This window comes from Arthrobacter sp. C152, assembly GCF_054890965.1.
Map to the genome: position 1 here is coordinate 1 of NZ_JBTZSU010000025.1, position 14343 is coordinate 14343.

General features: G+C 65.8%; 15 protein-coding genes. 5 read left to right on the plus strand and 10 right to left on the minus strand.

Annotated elements, in window-relative coordinates:
* Window positions 1–83 precede the first annotated feature (83 nt).
* Entirely contained in the window at window positions 84–413 is a 330-nt protein-coding gene (locus ACYSM9_RS15525; protein WP_461857853.1) for a YegP family protein, read from the minus strand.
* Between the two features lie 504 nt (window positions 414–917).
* On the opposite strand from ACYSM9_RS15525, the gene ACYSM9_RS15530 reads away from it, so the two are divergent.
* The 5 genes from ACYSM9_RS15530 (at window position 918) to ACYSM9_RS15550 (ending at window position 5798) form a co-directional block, all read left to right on the plus strand.
* The gene (locus tag ACYSM9_RS15530; protein ID WP_461857854.1) at window positions 918–3104 is read left to right on the plus strand and encodes an amylo-alpha-1,6-glucosidase; all 2187 of its coding nucleotides are present in this window, start codon (window positions 918–920) and stop codon (window positions 3102–3104) included.
* A 123-nt stretch (window positions 3105–3227) separates the two neighbouring features.
* Entirely contained in the window at window positions 3228–4004 is a 777-nt protein-coding gene (locus tag ACYSM9_RS15535) for an SDR family oxidoreductase (RefSeq protein ID WP_461857855.1), read from the plus strand.
* 1 nt (window position 4005) lies between these two features.
* On the plus strand, window positions 4006–5064 hold the full coding sequence (locus tag ACYSM9_RS15540; RefSeq protein WP_461857856.1) for an L-idonate 5-dehydrogenase: 1059 nt from the start codon (window positions 4006–4008) through the stop codon (window positions 5062–5064).
* A gap of 19 nt (window positions 5065–5083) precedes the next feature.
* Window positions 5084–5293, plus strand: a complete 210-nt coding sequence (locus ACYSM9_RS15545; protein WP_461857857.1) for a hypothetical protein — start codon at window positions 5084–5086, stop codon at window positions 5291–5293.
* Between the two features lies 1 nt (window position 5294).
* Window positions 5295–5798 carry a hypothetical protein gene (locus ACYSM9_RS15550; protein WP_461857858.1) on the plus strand — a complete coding sequence of 168 codons (504 nt, stop codon included), beginning with the start codon at window positions 5295–5297 and terminating at the stop codon, window positions 5796–5798.
* Window positions 5799–5861: 63 nt separating this feature from the next.
* Here the strand turns inward: ACYSM9_RS15550 and ACYSM9_RS15555 are convergent, their stop codons facing one another.
* The 9 genes from ACYSM9_RS15555 to ACYSM9_RS15595 all read right to left on the minus strand — a co-directional run bounded on the left by ACYSM9_RS15555 (window position 5862) and on the right by ACYSM9_RS15595 (window position 14078).
* A complete protein-coding gene (locus ACYSM9_RS15555) occupies window positions 5862–6461 on the minus strand; it encodes a TetR/AcrR family transcriptional regulator (protein WP_461857859.1) in 600 nt (199 codons plus the stop codon).
* A 30-nt stretch (window positions 6462–6491) separates the two neighbouring features.
* Complete coding sequence (locus ACYSM9_RS15560; protein ID WP_461857860.1) at window positions 6492–7106, minus strand: TetR/AcrR family transcriptional regulator; 615 nt, start codon at window positions 7104–7106, stop codon at window positions 6492–6494.
* 7 nt (window positions 7107–7113) lie between these two features.
* Window positions 7114–8283 carry a pyridoxal phosphate-dependent aminotransferase gene (locus tag ACYSM9_RS15565; RefSeq protein ID WP_461857861.1) on the minus strand — a complete coding sequence of 390 codons (1170 nt, stop codon included), beginning with the start codon at window positions 8281–8283 and terminating at the stop codon, window positions 7114–7116.
* A 70-nt stretch (window positions 8284–8353) separates the two neighbouring features.
* Entirely contained in the window at window positions 8354–9157 is an 804-nt protein-coding gene (locus ACYSM9_RS15570) for an SDR family oxidoreductase (RefSeq protein WP_461857862.1), read from the minus strand.
* 131 nt (window positions 9158–9288) lie between these two features.
* Window positions 9289–10329 carry a 5-oxoprolinase subunit C family protein gene (locus ACYSM9_RS15575; RefSeq protein WP_461857863.1) on the minus strand — a complete coding sequence of 347 codons (1041 nt, stop codon included), beginning with the start codon at window positions 10327–10329 and terminating at the stop codon, window positions 9289–9291.
* Window positions 10313–11092 (minus strand): carboxyltransferase domain-containing protein, encoded by a 780-nt coding sequence (locus tag ACYSM9_RS15580; RefSeq protein ID WP_461857864.1) that lies wholly within the window; start codon window positions 11090–11092, stop codon window positions 10313–10315. The genes ACYSM9_RS15575 and ACYSM9_RS15580 overlap by 17 nt, the downstream gene beginning before the upstream one ends.
* A gap of 60 nt (window positions 11093–11152) precedes the next feature.
* Entirely contained in the window at window positions 11153–11956 is an 804-nt protein-coding gene (locus ACYSM9_RS15585; RefSeq protein ID WP_461857865.1) for a LamB/YcsF family protein, read from the minus strand.
* A gap of 91 nt (window positions 11957–12047) precedes the next feature.
* Window positions 12048–13397 (minus strand): MFS transporter, encoded by a 1350-nt coding sequence (locus ACYSM9_RS15590; protein WP_461857866.1) that lies wholly within the window; start codon window positions 13395–13397, stop codon window positions 12048–12050.
* A 48-nt stretch (window positions 13398–13445) separates the two neighbouring features.
* Window positions 13446–14078, minus strand: coding sequence for an RraA family protein (locus tag ACYSM9_RS15595; RefSeq protein ID WP_461857867.1), 633 nt, complete (start codon window positions 14076–14078; stop codon window positions 13446–13448).
* Between the last annotated feature and the right edge of the window lie 265 nt (window positions 14079–14343).

Sequence of the window (14343 nt, forward strand, 5' to 3'; positions counted from 1 at the left end):
CCCCGGCGGCCTGACCTTCGACCGCCGCGCCGAAGACTAAACCCCCTTCCCACCCGCAGCCAGCCCCCGATCCAAGGCGGCATTTATAACGCTCTGGCCCAGCGGGAAGATGCTGGAAGCCGGCGAAGGGCTCTGGAGCGTGCGTGGAAGTCGCTCTTCGGTGCCCGGGGATAGTCTCCGGCGTGCGTCGCGGATACCTCAGGATATCGTGGCGGTGTCTCGTGGGTGTTTGTTGTGCACTGGTCGGTAATTAGTCCCATGCCGGCGTACTCGCGGACCGCCGCGATGCCGGAAACAGCTGCGCTCTTGGTGTCGAAGGGTTTGGAAACCGCCATGATGGTTCCATCCGGCGCAGTCAAGCGGAACCTGTAATGTGCATCCGCGTCCATGAATAGTTCGAACATTCCGGCCATTGCGATCCTTTCGGTCTGCAGGATCCCTGAAGCTGCGACATTGCTGCCTTGCAGACAGGGGGCATCGTTGCCCTTACGGTCTGCTGGTTCCCGCCATCCAAATCTTTCATCAATTCAGCGTGCGTCTCCTGAGTCTCGCCCAGGACACGTGCCCGCACAAGACCTTGACAGGCGCCCCACCTTTACGCGTGGCAGCAGCTGGACCCGCATTACGGGTGCCGACGGCCGGGTTATCGCAACCCGGCCATATGGGTCATGCCCGGGAAACCCCCACACCGCCGGATGTTCCACTCTGGTGACGGCTAAAAACCTTGCTGGACAAGACCAGTGGAATGACGCTGCCGCTGAAGCAACCCCCATCTGCGCTCTCCGCGACCGCTGCTGGCTCGCTCCGCTTACCTGGCCTTCATGCTTCCCATCTGGCCGTGACGGGCGGGGAGGCGTAGCGTCGTTCGGGGAAGGGTACCGCGCACGTACGGCGTGGGTTTCATGGAGGAGGCCGCAATGGCTGGGTGGAATTCCGATACGGCCGCCGGCCCGCTGGGGGCTGGCGCGGTCACCCTGGTCGAGGGGTCATCCTTCTGCATCTCGGCATCCAACGGGGACATCCACGCAGACCGTCCGCAGGGTCTTTTCGTGGCCGACGTCAGGATTCTCTCGGGCTGGCGCCTGACCATTGATGGCCAGCCACTCGAGCCGCTCACGGCGGAGACGAGGGAGCCATTCCGCGCCGTTTTTGTAGGCCGGGTTCCCAGGTCCGACGGCTACGCAGACAGCCCGCTGATCGTAGAACGGCTGCGGGAGGTGGGGGCCGGCCTCCAGGAGCAGCTCACCGTCTACAACTACTCGCCGGAGCCGGCGGCGTGTCTCATCGCGATGGAAGTCGAGGCGGATTTCGCTGACCTCTTCGAGGTCAAGGAGGCACGGATCCGGCGGAGATGGGAGGAAACCAGATATTCCGACGTCGGCGCGCTCACCATTGGCGGCAGGTGGCAGGACGTCCGCAAGGGCATGGTTGTCCAGGCACCGGGCGCCGACATTTCGAAGGAGAGCCTGGTCTACCGGGTGTCGGTGCCCGCGCACGGGCAGTGGAGCAGTGTTCTCACCGTGCTGCCGGTTGACGACGGAGCCCAGGTGGCACCGGCTTTTGGTCGCTCTGAGGGCGACTCATTGTCTCCCCGGGACCGGCGCCGGCAGGAGTGGGTGGCTAAGATCCCGGTACTGCAGGTTGGCAATCGATCGGTTGAGCGGACTCTGCGCCGCAGTTATGACGATCTGGGCGCCCTCCGGATCGAAGACCCCGACCATCCGGAACGGGTCGTTGTCGCCGCGGGCGCACCCTGGTTCATGACCCTGTTCGGCCGGGACTCACTGTGGGCCTCGGTCATGGCCATGCCGGTGGACCCGTCCCTCGCACTGGGCACGCTCCAGACACTGGCCGACCGGCAGGGCACCGTGGTGGACCCCATGACCGAAGAAGAACCCGGCAAGATCCTTCACGAGGTCCGGCTTGATGTCTCCAGCGGCCTCTCCCTGGGGGGCAAGTCGAACTACTACGGCAGCGTGGACGCCACTCCCCTGTTCCTGATGGTGCTCGGAGCGGTCAGCCGGTGGGGATTCGCCGCGGACACCATCAAGGCCCTGCTGCCCCACGCCGACCGCGCACTGGACTGGATCACGACATATGGCGACAAGGACGGCGACGGCTTCGTTGAGTACCAGCGGCTGAACGACCAGGGATTGATCAACCAAGGCTGGAAAGACTCTTGGGACGGCATCAACTTCGCCGACGGCACCCTGGCGGAACCGCCCATCGCACTGTGCGAGGTGCAGGCCTACGTCTACGTCGCCTACCTGTCCCGCGCATGGTTGGCGTACGACGACGGCGACATCGCTTTGGGCAACGACCTCACCAATCGCGCGGCGCGGCTGAAGAAGCAGTTCAACGAGCAGTTCTGGATCCCCGAGCGCGGGTACTATGCGATCGCGCTCGACGGCAGGAAACGGCAGGTCGATGCCTGCGCCTCAAACATGGGGCACTGCCTGCTCCAGGGCCTGATCGACGAGGACAAAGCCCCCCAGGTGGCGGCGCACCTGATGTCACCGGAGATGTTCAGCGGCTGGGGCGTACGCACGCTGGCCAGCAATATGGGCGCCTACAACCCTGCCAGCTACCACAACGGGTCCGTGTGGCCCCACGACAATGCGATCGTCGCCGCCGGGCTCCTCCGCTACGGCTTCGTGGCCGAAGCCCAACGAATCGCCACCGGAATGATGGAGGCAGCAGAGTTCTCCGGCGGCCGCCTCCCGGAGCTCTTCTGCGGCTTCAGCCGCGAACACCTGGCCGCCCCCGTCCCCTACCCCACCGCCTGCTCGCCCCAGGCATGGGCAGCCACCGCGCCCATCCAGCTCGTCTCGAGCCTGATGCGGTACGACCCGGTCGTGTCCGCAGGCGGCGTCTGGCTCGATCCCGTCCTTCCCGAATCCTTCGGCGACCTGCACATCAGCAATGCCCCGCTAAGCGACGGCCGCATCACCATCAACATCACCGGCTCCACCCCCTCCATCAAAGGCCTGCCGCCCGGGATGGCCTTCCACCGAGGAACCCGCCCGTGGATGTCCGAACTGGTGGCCGAGGCAATACGGCGCCGCGCAGACGGGCAGAAGCCGGGCCCTGACTTCCGAGCATAAAACTATAAATTTCTCGCAAATGAGAAATTGTGCTTGACTCTTCATCGTGTGGCCAATAGGCTCGTAAACGTGGCGTAAGGCACGCCCGGAGCCCAGCAGCGAACGTCGAGAAGAGGCACTTCCATGGACCACCCATCACCCTTCGACCTGACCGGGCGGAGAGCCCTGATAACGGGATCAAGCAGGGGGATCGGGAAAGCCTTGGCAACCGGCCTGGCCAGGGCGGGTGCCGCCGTCGTCCTCCACGGCCTGGACCCGGCACGGCTGGAAGCCAGCCGGAAGGAATTGGCGGCCGCCTTCGGTGATGACAAGGTAGGCGCAGTCTCCTTCGACATCACCTCGGAAACCGAAGTTGCCGCGGGCGTAGCCGAGGCCGAAGCCCTGCACGGCCCCCTTGACATCCTCGTGAACAACGCGGGCATCCAGCACCGCGTCCCGCTGCTGGACCTGGATATCGCCGACTGGAACCGCGTCCTGGCCACCGACCTCACCAGCGCCTTCCTCGTGGGCCGCGAGGCGGCCCGCCGGATGCTGGAGCGTAAGCGCGGGAAGATCATCAACATCGGTTCGGTCCAGTCCGACCTCGCCCGCCCCACTATCGGCGCCTACACTGCCGCCAAGGGCGGGCTGCGCAACCTCACCCGCGCCATGACCGCTGAATGGGCCGGAGAGGGATTGCAGATCAACGGCATCGCCCCCGGCTACATCCACACGGAAATGACCCAGGTCCTCGTCGACGACAAAGCCTTCAACTCATGGATCCTTGGCAGGACCCCTGCAGGCCGGTGGGGAACGGTGGAGGACCTGGCAGGGCCGGTGACGTGGCTGGCCTCGGACGCCTCCAACTACGTCAATGGCCAAACAATTTTTATCGACGGCGGAATGACAACGGTGGTCTGACATGGCAACAGCAACAACCAACGCACTATCCGGGCAGGCCATCGTGGTCCATGGCGTGGGCGACCTCCGGATCGAGGCCATCGAGCAGCCGGCGCCCCAGCCCCACGAAGCCGTAGTGGACATCGCCTATGGCGGCATCTGCGGCTCCGACCTGCACTACTGGCTGCATGGCGCCGCCGGCGAATCCATCCTGCGTGCACCCCTGGTGCTTGGCCACGAAGTAGTGGGCACAGTGGTGCAGGCTGCGGCGGACGGTTCCGGCCCGGCAGTGGGCACCAACGTCGCCGTCCACCCCGCCACCCCAGGCGGAAACGGCGCCCGTTACCCGGAGGACCGGCCCAACCTCTCCCCCGGATGCACGTATCTGGGCAGTGCCGCCCGTTTCCCGCACACCCAGGGCGCGTTCAGCCGCTACTCCGTCCTGCCCGCCAGGATGCTCCGTCCGCTCCCCGAGGGCCTGGAGTTGCGCGCCGCCGCCCTCGCCGAGCCTGCCAGCGTCGCCTGGCACGCCGTCGCCCAGGCCGGCGACCTGGCGGGCAAGCGCGTCCTCGTCATCGGCAGCGGCCCCATCGGCAGCCTCATCGTGGCCGTAGCCAAGCGGGCAGGCGCCGCGGAAATCACCGCCGTCGACATGCACGAAGCTCCGCTGAAGATCGCGACGGCGGTGGGCGCCACTCACACCATCCTCGCCACGGACACCGAGGCCATCGCCGCCGTAGAGGCCGATGTCGTCCTGGAATCCTCGGGCAACCACCGCGGCCTGGCATCGGCATTGCGCGGCGCCATGCGCGGGGGCCGCGTCGTCATGGTGGGCCTGCTGCCCACCGGAGACCAGCCTGTCCCCATCTCCCTGGCCATCACCCGGGAACTGGAACTGGTGGGTTCCTTCCGTTTCAACGACGAAATCGACGAAGTCCTGGCCGCCTTGGCCGACGGGTCCCTCGTCATCGAACCCGTAGTCACCCACGAATTCCCGTCCAGCCAGGCCCTCGAAGCCTTCGACCTCGCCAAGGACCCCACGCAGTCCGGCAAGGTGCTCATCTCCTTCCGCAACGCATAACGCCCCCAGGAGCCCCACGATGATTTCCAGCCTCAGAACATCCACTCTCCGCTGCCGCTCTTCGCGGCCCATGCTGGCGGGCACCGGCACACACTGCCCGGCCAGCGGCTGGTGGAGCCCCGACGGCGATCCGCGGAATGGCCAGCAGTTCTTTGAGGGCAGCCTCATGCCCACCTTCAAGGGCAAGCCGGTCGTCTGGGCGCTCGATCCGGACTCGGACAGGCGCTAGCGTGGCCGGCCACCCGGTGCGCGGCGGCCGGCGGCGCTTCGAACCCATCGACCAGGAGGCGCTTCGAAGCCAATTGTCGCTGAACCGGCAACACCTCGCCCAGGCGGACAGCAGCATCCGCACCGCCATTAGCCGCCGGAACGAAAGCGTTGCGCAGGCACTGGCAGACCGTGTTCCACTCGCTGCCATTGCCGCAGCAGCCGGCGTCAAGAAGGTGGAAGTCCGACGCCGGCTCGGCCTGGGATACCTGGAGCTTCAGCCGGCAGGGTGGCCGGCGGCTTCACACCTCACGGCAATCCGGGCGGCCACCCAGGCGTTGGATGCCGCCATGGGCCGGAAGTCCGAGCTGGAGGCACGCCGCCGGTCACTGACGGTTATGGCTTTGAAGACGGGGCAGCTGGATCTTTTCGAAGTCGCATCCCTGGCCGCAGTGCCCGCGGAACTGATCCGCAGTGAAATGCGCGGGATCACGTTGCGCAGCGTGCGGATGGCTGAGCTCGCCTGAGTGGCCCCGCAGAGGGCCCGGCCGCGGGGCGGCCGGCAGCCAGGGTTCGCCCTGCAGCTGAGTTCAGCGGGCGGCTTTGCTCCCGCCGGCCTTGTCCCCATCCCAGCCCCTGAGCGCCCCGCACAGCGTAGCTACCAGGCGTTCGCTGGCCTGCTGTTTGGTCAGCCCTACGGTATTGATAAGATCCAGGATTTCGCGGGGGTCAAAGAGGATGTTCCAGAGGAACATGGCCTCATCGCCCAGCGGGCTGAGCCCCAGCTCAGCGCAGGCTTCCTCCAGCGGCCGCTGTAATGCCTCAGCCTGGACGGTGAGATAGAAGGCGCCCGTCCGCAGGCGGGCGAGGTAGCCCTCGCCCGACCGCGTATAGAGCATGGCACCGCCGTGCTTGACCACCAGGTCCACCCACTTGCGGCTGACCGCTTCGAGCAGTTCGAGCCCTGTGGTGGTCTGCTTGAGGCTGTAGTCCCGCAGCTTCTGCCCTACGTTGAAGCGGTATTCGGCCAGGACGTCCTCCACTGAGGCGAAATGCCGGTAGGCGGTGGCCGTGGAAATCTCGGCGTGCTTGGCGATGTCCGTCATGTTGATAGGCCCGCGGCGCGCGGCGAACAGGGCACCGGCCGCGTTGACGAGTTCCCTGCGGTTGCGTTGAGTGTCGCTTCGCACTTCCCAGCCCCTTTCTGTTGCATACCAAGCTTATGGCCTGCGCCTGGCCTCCAGGCCGCACCAGCCCTTCAGTGCGCCCACCAGCGTGGCGACGAGGCGGTTGGCGGTACCCTCGGGTGACAACTCCAGCGTTTCGATCAGGTCGAAGATTTCGCGGGGATCGAACAGGATATTCCAGAGGAACATGGCTTCGTCGCCCAGGTCCTCCACGCCGAGCTCCAGGCAGGTGTCCCGCAATGCAGGGCTGAGGGCGTCGGCCTGGACGGTCAGGTGCGTGGCACCGGTGCGCAAGCGGGCCAGGTAGCCTTCCCCGGACCTGGTATGAACCATGGCACGGCCGTGCGTGACGACCAGTTCGACCCATTTGGCGCTCACCAGCCGCAGCAGCTCCAGGCCACTGGCCTGCTGCTGCCGGCTGAAGTCCAGGAGTTCGCTGCCCACGTCAAACCGGAACCGGGCAAGGACCTCGTCCACCGACGCGAAATGGCGGTAGGCGGTGGCCGTGGAGACCTCGGCAGCCCGGGCGATGTCCGCCATGGTGGCCTGGCGGCCCTCGGCGAAGAGCCTGCCGGCCGACCTGACGATGTGCTTCCGGTTGCGCAGCGTATCGCTGCGCAAAGCGGGAGCGGTGCTGGTGGTGGCCATGAGCGGCTTACTTCAGTGCAGCGAGGCCGGCTGCGAGCCGTTCCACACCCTTGGTGATGGCGTCGGCGCTGGCGGCGTAGGAAAGCCGCAGGTGGTGCTCGCCGTTGCGGCCGAACTCGCTGCCGGGACGGACTGCCACGCCGTGGCTGCGAAGATGCGCCACCATTTCCGCTGCCGGCAGATCGGCGTCGTACTTGGGGAAGAGGTAGAACGCACCCTCGGGTGAGCTGACTGCCAGCCCCGGGATGTCCTTCAGCCCGTTGTACATCAGTTCGCGGCGGGCCGCGTACGAGGCGTGCATCCGCTCGATGTCCGGGCCGCAGGTCTGCAAGGCGGTCAGGGCTGCCAGCTGGACGGCCGTGTTCATGGAGCCGTTAAAGGTGTTGTGCACCCGTGCGGCGGCGGCAATGACGTCCGCCGGCCCCCAGAGGTAGCCCACGCGCCAGCCGGTCATGGCGTAGCTCTTGGAGAAGGTCTGGCAGTATATCGTCCGGCCGGCGAGCCCTTCGATTTCGAGGGCGGACGTGAACGGTTCGGGAGTGTAGACCAGGTCGCTGTAGGCCTCGTCGGAAAGCACCAGGATGTTGGTACCGGCCACCAGTTCAGCCAGGGCCTCCAGTTCCGCCCGTGAGTGCACGATGCCCGTGGGGTTGGACGGGTTGCAGAAGACGAACATCTTCGCGCCCTTGAGGGCACCTGCCAGCGCCTCCAGGTCCCAGTGCAGGTCCTCGGCGAGGGGCACCGGAACGATGGTGCCGCCGGCCATGCTCACCAGGTCCGCGTAGAGCGAGTAGGTGGGGTCCGGGATGACCACCTTGTCCCCCGGATTAACGGTGCCGAGGATGGCCGCTGCCAGTCCGGCGGTTCCACCCTGGGTGACCAGGATGTCGCTGGTGCTCACGCCGGAGCCCAGCAGGCCGCCGATCCTGGCGGCGAGGGCGTCCCGCAGCGCCGGCTCGCCCAGCAGCGGCGAGTAGTGGGTGTGGCCGTCCTGGAGCGCCCGTGCTGCGGCGTCCCGGACCTGCTGGGGTGTGTCAAAGTCCGGCTCCCCCATGGCCAGGGACACCAGGTCGCCGCTGGACTGGGGCTGCTGGACGCGCAGGGAAGTGCGCAGGACGCGCTGGACGGCTTCTGACGGCGGGAAGCTAAGCATGCTGGGTGCTGCAGGTGAGGTCACGGGATGTCCTTTCAGACAGGAAGGTTCGAGGGTTCAGGCCAGTGGGCCCGCCCGGATGCTGTGGCCGCGTCTACGCGGTCGTTTTGGGAAGGTCTTCTTCGGGGGCGCCGGTCCAGCGGCTGATTTCAATGTCTCCGGACGTGTCGCGCTGCACGGTGGGGGCAATGACGAGTTCCTGGACAACGGTGCGCTGCGGCAGCGTCGCCACCAGGTGGATGGCGCGTGCAACATCTTCGGGCTGGACCATCGCCTCGCGTTCCTCCTGGTGCGGCGGCCGGGCCCGGTTATCCAGGATGGGTGTGGCAGTCTCGCCGGGGAGGATGGTGACGGCGCGCAGTCCCTCGTTGCGGAAGGTGGTGTGCAGGTAGGTCATGAAATTCCGGACCGCGGCCTTGGCCGCACCGTATGCCGCCCCGCCCAGCAGGTTAGGGTTGACCGCGGCCAGGGAGGAGACGGTGATGATGGTTCCGGTTTTGCGGCCCAGCATGTCCGGCAGGACAGCCTGGGTAAGGAGGAAGACAGCGTTGAGGTTCACGTCCAGGACCTGGTTCCATTCCTCCTCGGCGATCCACCGCACGTTGAGGACCTTACTGGCGCTGCCCGCGTTGTTGACGAGGATGTCCACCGGGCCCAAGGTGTCGCGGGTCCAGGCCACGAGCGCCTCCACCTCATCCTTGCTGGCGATGTCCGCCGTGCGCACGAAGGAGCGGCCGCCGGCGGCGGCGATCTCCGTGGCGAGTTCCTCCAGTACGTCCTGGCGGCGCCCCACGAGGACCACCGCGGCGCCTTCTGCCGCCAGGACCTTGGCGGTTTCGCGGCCCATGCCAGTGCCCGCGCCCGTGATGATGGCGACTTTGCCGTGCAGAAGCTCCATGGTGCTGTCTCTTTCCTTCCGGCGCACTGCGCAGGCAGCGCGGCAGGCGTGGCCGGATAAAACCGGCTAAAACAAGAACAAAATTAGATTTGAGAAGAGTTTCTCATTTGAAACTCGCGGCGTCAACAGTTTCAGGCGGCGCGGGCTCCGGAGAGCGCAGCCGCCGGGCCTTGGGCAAGGGGAAGCCCGACGGCGCCGAACAGGTTCTGCACCCGGTCCTCCAGTGCGCAGAGCAGGCGCTGCTGTTCCCGCCAGCGCTCGACGGCGAAATCCTGGCTGACCCAGCGGAACGTCATCTTCTGCCCGGGGCTTGCCTGGCCCAAGAGGGGCAGCGACGCCTTGGCTGCAACCGCCACAATCGGGTAGCCCGCGGTCAGGGTCCGGGACCGGCCCAGAATGATCAGTTCGTCACCATGCGGGATCTCAAAGGCGCCAATGGGCACGCCGTGCGAGACGATTTCACCAAGCCCCTCCGGGTGGATGACCGGGCCGTCCAGGCGGAGGCCCACGTGGTTGGACTTGCCCCCCACCGTGTAGACGCTGCTGCTGAGAAGTTCCCGGATACCCGGTGTCTTTTCCGTTTCCGGCCCGTCCACCACATCAACTGTCCACACCTTGGCACTGAAGTCCGGCACCGGGACCGGCAACCGGAACAGCGGCTGCCCCAGGTAGGGCTGGCTGAAACCGCGGTAGCGGCTTGCAAGTCCCACTTTCTGCCCGACTGACAGCTGCTGGGGAAAGCCCATCCGTGATTCCGGCGCTGCACTGCCCATGAACCGCGGGGTCTCCAGGTCTCCACTGAAGGCCAGGTAGTTTCGCATACCATCCCTGGCATTGGAGATCACTACCCGGGTTCCGGCCGGGACACAGATTGGCTGCCACATAGGGACCGGAACTCCACCAACCGCGAGATCGGCTGTTGCGCCGGTCACCGAGATGAAGACGTCGCGGGAGGGCGTAACGACGAACCTGCCACCCATAATCTCCATGAGCGCAGCCTGCCGCCTGTTGCCCACCAGGATGTTGGCGGTGGCTGCGGAGAGCTGGTCGGCGGCGCCGCCGCACGGGACGCCAAGGTACTCCGAGGCCTCGCGTCCCAGGTCCTGGAAGGTGGACAACCAGCCGGCCTCGTTTATGGTGAGTGTGACGTCCTGCTCACGCGTCGGTTCCATGCCGGCCGCCTTCCTCTTGGTGCGCGGGTTGGAGGAACCGGCCCGCCAGTTCTGCCCAGCGGCTTTCCGGGATGACTTCGAACCGCACGCGGTCCCCAGGCCGGTAGGACGTGGCAGGGTTTTCCCGGATATCGCAGATGGTCACGGGTGTACGGCCGATGACCTTCCAGCCGCTGGGTCCGGGGAACGGCTGGATGATGGCGCTGGTCCCCGCCACCATGACCGATCCCGGTGGAACGTCCGTTCGGGGCTCCGCGCACCGGCTGACCTGGCCCGGGAATTTTACTCCTGCCATCATGGGGGCCATGGCGGCCGCCAGGAGGTTGATGGTGAGCACCGATGACGTCAGCGCCGTGAGCGTTGCATCCTCGCTGAGCCCGAGCTCCGCGGCAACATCCGGAAGGTCCGGGGAGAACTCCGCGCTGGCCACCATGGGAATGACGAAGTCCCTGGCCCCGGCCGCGGGCCCCCCGTCCTGGAGACCCATTCCAGCCACGGCCAGCCGGACCGTTTGGGCCAGCTGGCCGTGGCTGACAGCCAGGCAGTCAAACTCCACCAGAAGCGATTCGGCTCCGGCCACCAGGTTCAGCACGCCAAAGGGACGCACGTCCAGAAGGATGTCCCTCAGCCTCCGGGCGCCGGCCCGGCGCACCTCGGCGTCGCCGTCGGAAACCCTGAGCATGAGGGCCGAATCCCCGAAAGGTTCGGCTTCCAGCTCTGGCGGACGGCCCAGGTTGGCTGCTGGTGGTGGTGGCGTAGTCATCTGTCCTGCTCGGCGGTGGTGGTGGCGGTCATTGGTTGGGCCCAAGGGTTGGGGCGCGGTTCAGGCCGCGGCCGCTTTAGCCTTCCGGGCAAGGACTTCCTGGAGCCCGGTGGCCGTGATGCCTGCCTTCTCCAGGGCGGCGCGGAGGGCCGTGCCGTTCTCGAGGACCTGTGGATGGTCACCGTGCAGGAGGACCACATCCGCGTCGTGGCCCAGGGGAACCACCTTGCCCGTGACCGCGCGGACGGTTCCTTCCGTAACCACCTGGACCACGCGGCGGCCGATCTCTTCGGGATCGTGCAGCAGGGCGCCCTCGGTGTTGCGGGAAACCGGCATGCCGTCCTCGCCGTAACCGCGGTCGGCCAGGAAGACGTAGCCCACTTCGAGGCCCCGCTTTCGGGATTCGTCGGCCAGCAGGCCGTTCTGGCAGATCACGATGTAGGAAGGGTTATACGCTTTGATCGCGTCGGTGATGGCCCGGGCGTGCTTGGCGTCCGTTTGGGCGATGCTGCCCATCCGGCCGTGCGGTGCCACGTGGCTGATCTTTCCGCCGTGGATCCGCGCGAACGCGTCCAGTGCGCCGATCTGATAGAGGACGTCGGTGCGAATCTCCTCTTCGCTGGCTTCGATGAGGCGGCGGCCGAAGCCCACCAGGTCCGGGTATCCGGGGTGCGCGCCCAGCTCGATGCCGCGCTCCACGCAGGACTTCACAGTAGCGTCCATGACGCGCGGGTCCCCCGCGTGGAAGCCGCAGGCAATATTGGAGGCCGTGACCAGGCCCAGCAGGGCCTCGTCATCGCCGATGCTGTAATTTCCGTAGCTCTCGCCGAGGTCTGCAACGACGGCGACTGAATTGATGCCCAAGGTGACTCCCAACAGTTCTGGTTGTGGTGCTTATGGTCCAACGACGGCGGCCCGGCGGCAAAGGCGGCAGGCCGCCGTCGTGCGTATCTTCCTAGTGGGTGGCGAGCGGCTGGCCCTTGGTTTCCTTCAGGAAGAAGACGGAAACCAGTGTGATGATGGCGGTGCCCACGGAAGCGTAGGCCGGAACCATGCTGTTGCCGGTGGCCTTGATGATCTCCGTCATCACCAGCGGCGCGCTGCCGCCGAAGATGATGGTGCTGATGCTGAAGCCGATGCTGTATGCGCTGTAACGGACGGTGGTGGGGAACATTTCGGTCAATACGGTGTGCACTACGGCGGCGTGGCCGGAGAAGGCGATGGCCATCACCACGGTTGCCACGCAGGCCATCAGCATGTTGCCGGTGGTGATCATGGCGAACATCGGGTAGGAAACCACTGCCATCAGGACGGCGGAAAGTACCATGACCGGCTTGCGGCCGATGCGGTCCGAGAGGAGCGCCATCAGCGGGATGGAGATGATGATGGCCACGAGGCTGAAGGCGGTCACGGTCAAGGCCTGGACCATGGAGAAGTTGTTGCCGGAGCCGAGCTGGGTCTTGAGGTACGTGGGCATGTAGGCGAAGAGCAAGTAGTAGCCGGGGCCGTTCAGGGCGGGCAGGAAGATGGTCAGCGCGATGGCCTTCAGGTGGCGCTTGGAGGTAAAGACGGTGCGCAGCGGGTTCCGTTCGACTACGTTGCGCTCACGCAGCGCGGCGAAGTGCGGGGTGTCCTCCATCCTGGAGCGGATGTAGTAGCCCACGTAGCCCAGCGGGAGGGCAAACAGGAACGGGATGCGCCATGCCCAGGACTCCATCGTGGAATCACCCAGGGTGGTGATCAAAACCGCTGAGAATGCGCTGCCGAAGAGCAGGGCGCAGAAGGATCCCACGGCAATGAAGCTCATGGCGAAGTTCCGGTGCCGGTTGTGGGCGTATTCGCCCACGAAAGCCATGGCACCCGCCACTTCCCCGCCGGCGGAAAAACCCTGCAGGATGCGGAAGAGGATCAACAGCGCCGGGGCTGCCCAGCCGATCACGGACGAGGAGGGAATGAGGCCGATACAGGCTGTGGCCCCGGAGATGAGCAGCAGCAGGACGGCCAGGAGGTTCTTGCGGCCCAGCTTGTCGCCAAGGACGCCGCAGATCACGCTGCCAAAAGGCCGGGCGAGGAAGCTGACCAGGAAGCCGACGTTGGTCAGGAGCAGGGATCCGAGGTCCTTGGAGCCCATGATGTTGATGGCCAGGTACGTGGTCAGCAACCCGTAGATCCCGTAGTCGTACCACTCCACGAAGGAGCCCATGGTGCCGGCAATGGTTGCCTTTCGCACCACTTTGCCGTCAGCAGTGACGACCTTGATTTGTGCGGTGTTCAGTTCCACTGAGTCCGTCGATGCAGTAGTCATTGGATGTCTTTCAGTCTAGGGCTGGTTCAGGGCGCCGGATAGGTGCGGTCAGCTGTATTCACGGCTGATCTCGGCCGTCATTTCGGCCTCATGGGCCGCTACGGCGATGACACGTTCCAGGATTTCGGCCGCGCGGGCCTGCGGGATGATCACGACGCCGTCATCATCTGCGGCGACGATGTCACCAGCGGCGCAGACAATGCCGCCAATGGCCACGGGTTCGCCGATGACGCCGGGGCCGTTCTTGAAGGGACCGGCGGGGGTGACCCCGCGGGCAAACACCGGGAACTTGATCTCGGTGATCGTGTGCCGGTCCCGGATGTAGCCATCAATGACGGCACCGGTAGCGCCGGCGGCCTCGAAACGCTGGGACAGCTGCTCGCCCACGAGCGCACGGTGCTCATGGCCGAAGCCGTTGATGACCACCACGTCGCCGGGTTCGATGTAGTTCAGGGCCTCGATGACCGCCGCGTTGTCGCCAGCGGCACCGAGGACCGGAAGAGCGGAGCCGACGCAGTGGGCGCCGGACCAGATGGCGCTGATTCCGCCATCGACGATACCAAGGCGTTCCATTGCGTCGCCGATGTTGGCCACCGGGAACGCTTCGAAGGCCTTGACCAGCTCCCTCGGCGGGCGCGTCCAGGTGGCCTTGCGGACAGTGAGTTCGAGTGTTGTTGCCATTGTTGTCACCTTTGTTGGTTCTGCGGACGACGCCGGCCTCGGGATCACATTGATCAAATGAGGCAGCAATCACATATGAGAAAAGTTTCGCGTTTGTTTGCCGATCCGTCAAGGGGGCAACAGGCGGGCGACGTAAATAAGTCGGCTCTTTGTTGCCGGCAGGTAAATTCCCGGGGTCCATGTAACGGGCGTGTGTCAGCTCACAAATATCCGTTGACTTGCCTGGATCGATAAGAGAAACTCTTCTCATTCGCGAACTTACTCG

Bases quoted from the DNA above. Each gene is read 5' to 3' on its own strand.
- ACYSM9_RS15560 (WP_461857860.1), bottom strand. From the start codon at position 7,106: ATGGCCACCACCAGCACCGCTCCCGCTTTGCGCAGCGATACGCTGCGC.
- ACYSM9_RS15535 (WP_461857855.1), top strand. From the start codon at position 3,228: ATGGACCACCCATCACCCTTCGACCTGACCGGGCGGAGAGCCCTGATA.
- ACYSM9_RS15570 (WP_461857862.1), bottom strand. From the start codon at position 9,157: ATGGAGCTTCTGCACGGCAAAGTCGCCATCATCACGGGCGCGGGCACT.
- ACYSM9_RS15590 (WP_461857866.1), bottom strand. From the start codon at position 13,397: ATGACTACTGCATCGACGGACTCAGTGGAACTGAACACCGCACAAATC.
- ACYSM9_RS15540 (WP_461857856.1), top strand. From the start codon at position 4,006: ATGGCAACAGCAACAACCAACGCACTATCCGGGCAGGCCATCGTGGTC.
- ACYSM9_RS15545 (WP_461857857.1), top strand. From the start codon at position 5,084: ATGATTTCCAGCCTCAGAACATCCACTCTCCGCTGCCGCTCTTCGCGG.
- ACYSM9_RS15595 (WP_461857867.1), bottom strand. From the start codon at position 14,078: ATGGCAACAACACTCGAACTCACTGTCCGCAAGGCCACCTGGACGCGC.
- ACYSM9_RS15580 (WP_461857864.1), bottom strand. From the start codon at position 11,092: ATGACTACGCCACCACCACCAGCAGCCAACCTGGGCCGTCCGCCAGAG.
- ACYSM9_RS15575 (WP_461857863.1), bottom strand. From the start codon at position 10,329: ATGGAACCGACGCGTGAGCAGGACGTCACACTCACCATAAACGAGGCC.
- ACYSM9_RS15530 (WP_461857854.1), top strand. From the start codon at position 918: ATGGCTGGGTGGAATTCCGATACGGCCGCCGGCCCGCTGGGGGCTGGC.
- ACYSM9_RS15525 (WP_461857853.1), bottom strand. From the start codon at position 413: ATGGCCGGAATGTTCGAACTATTCATGGACGCGGATGCACATTACAGG.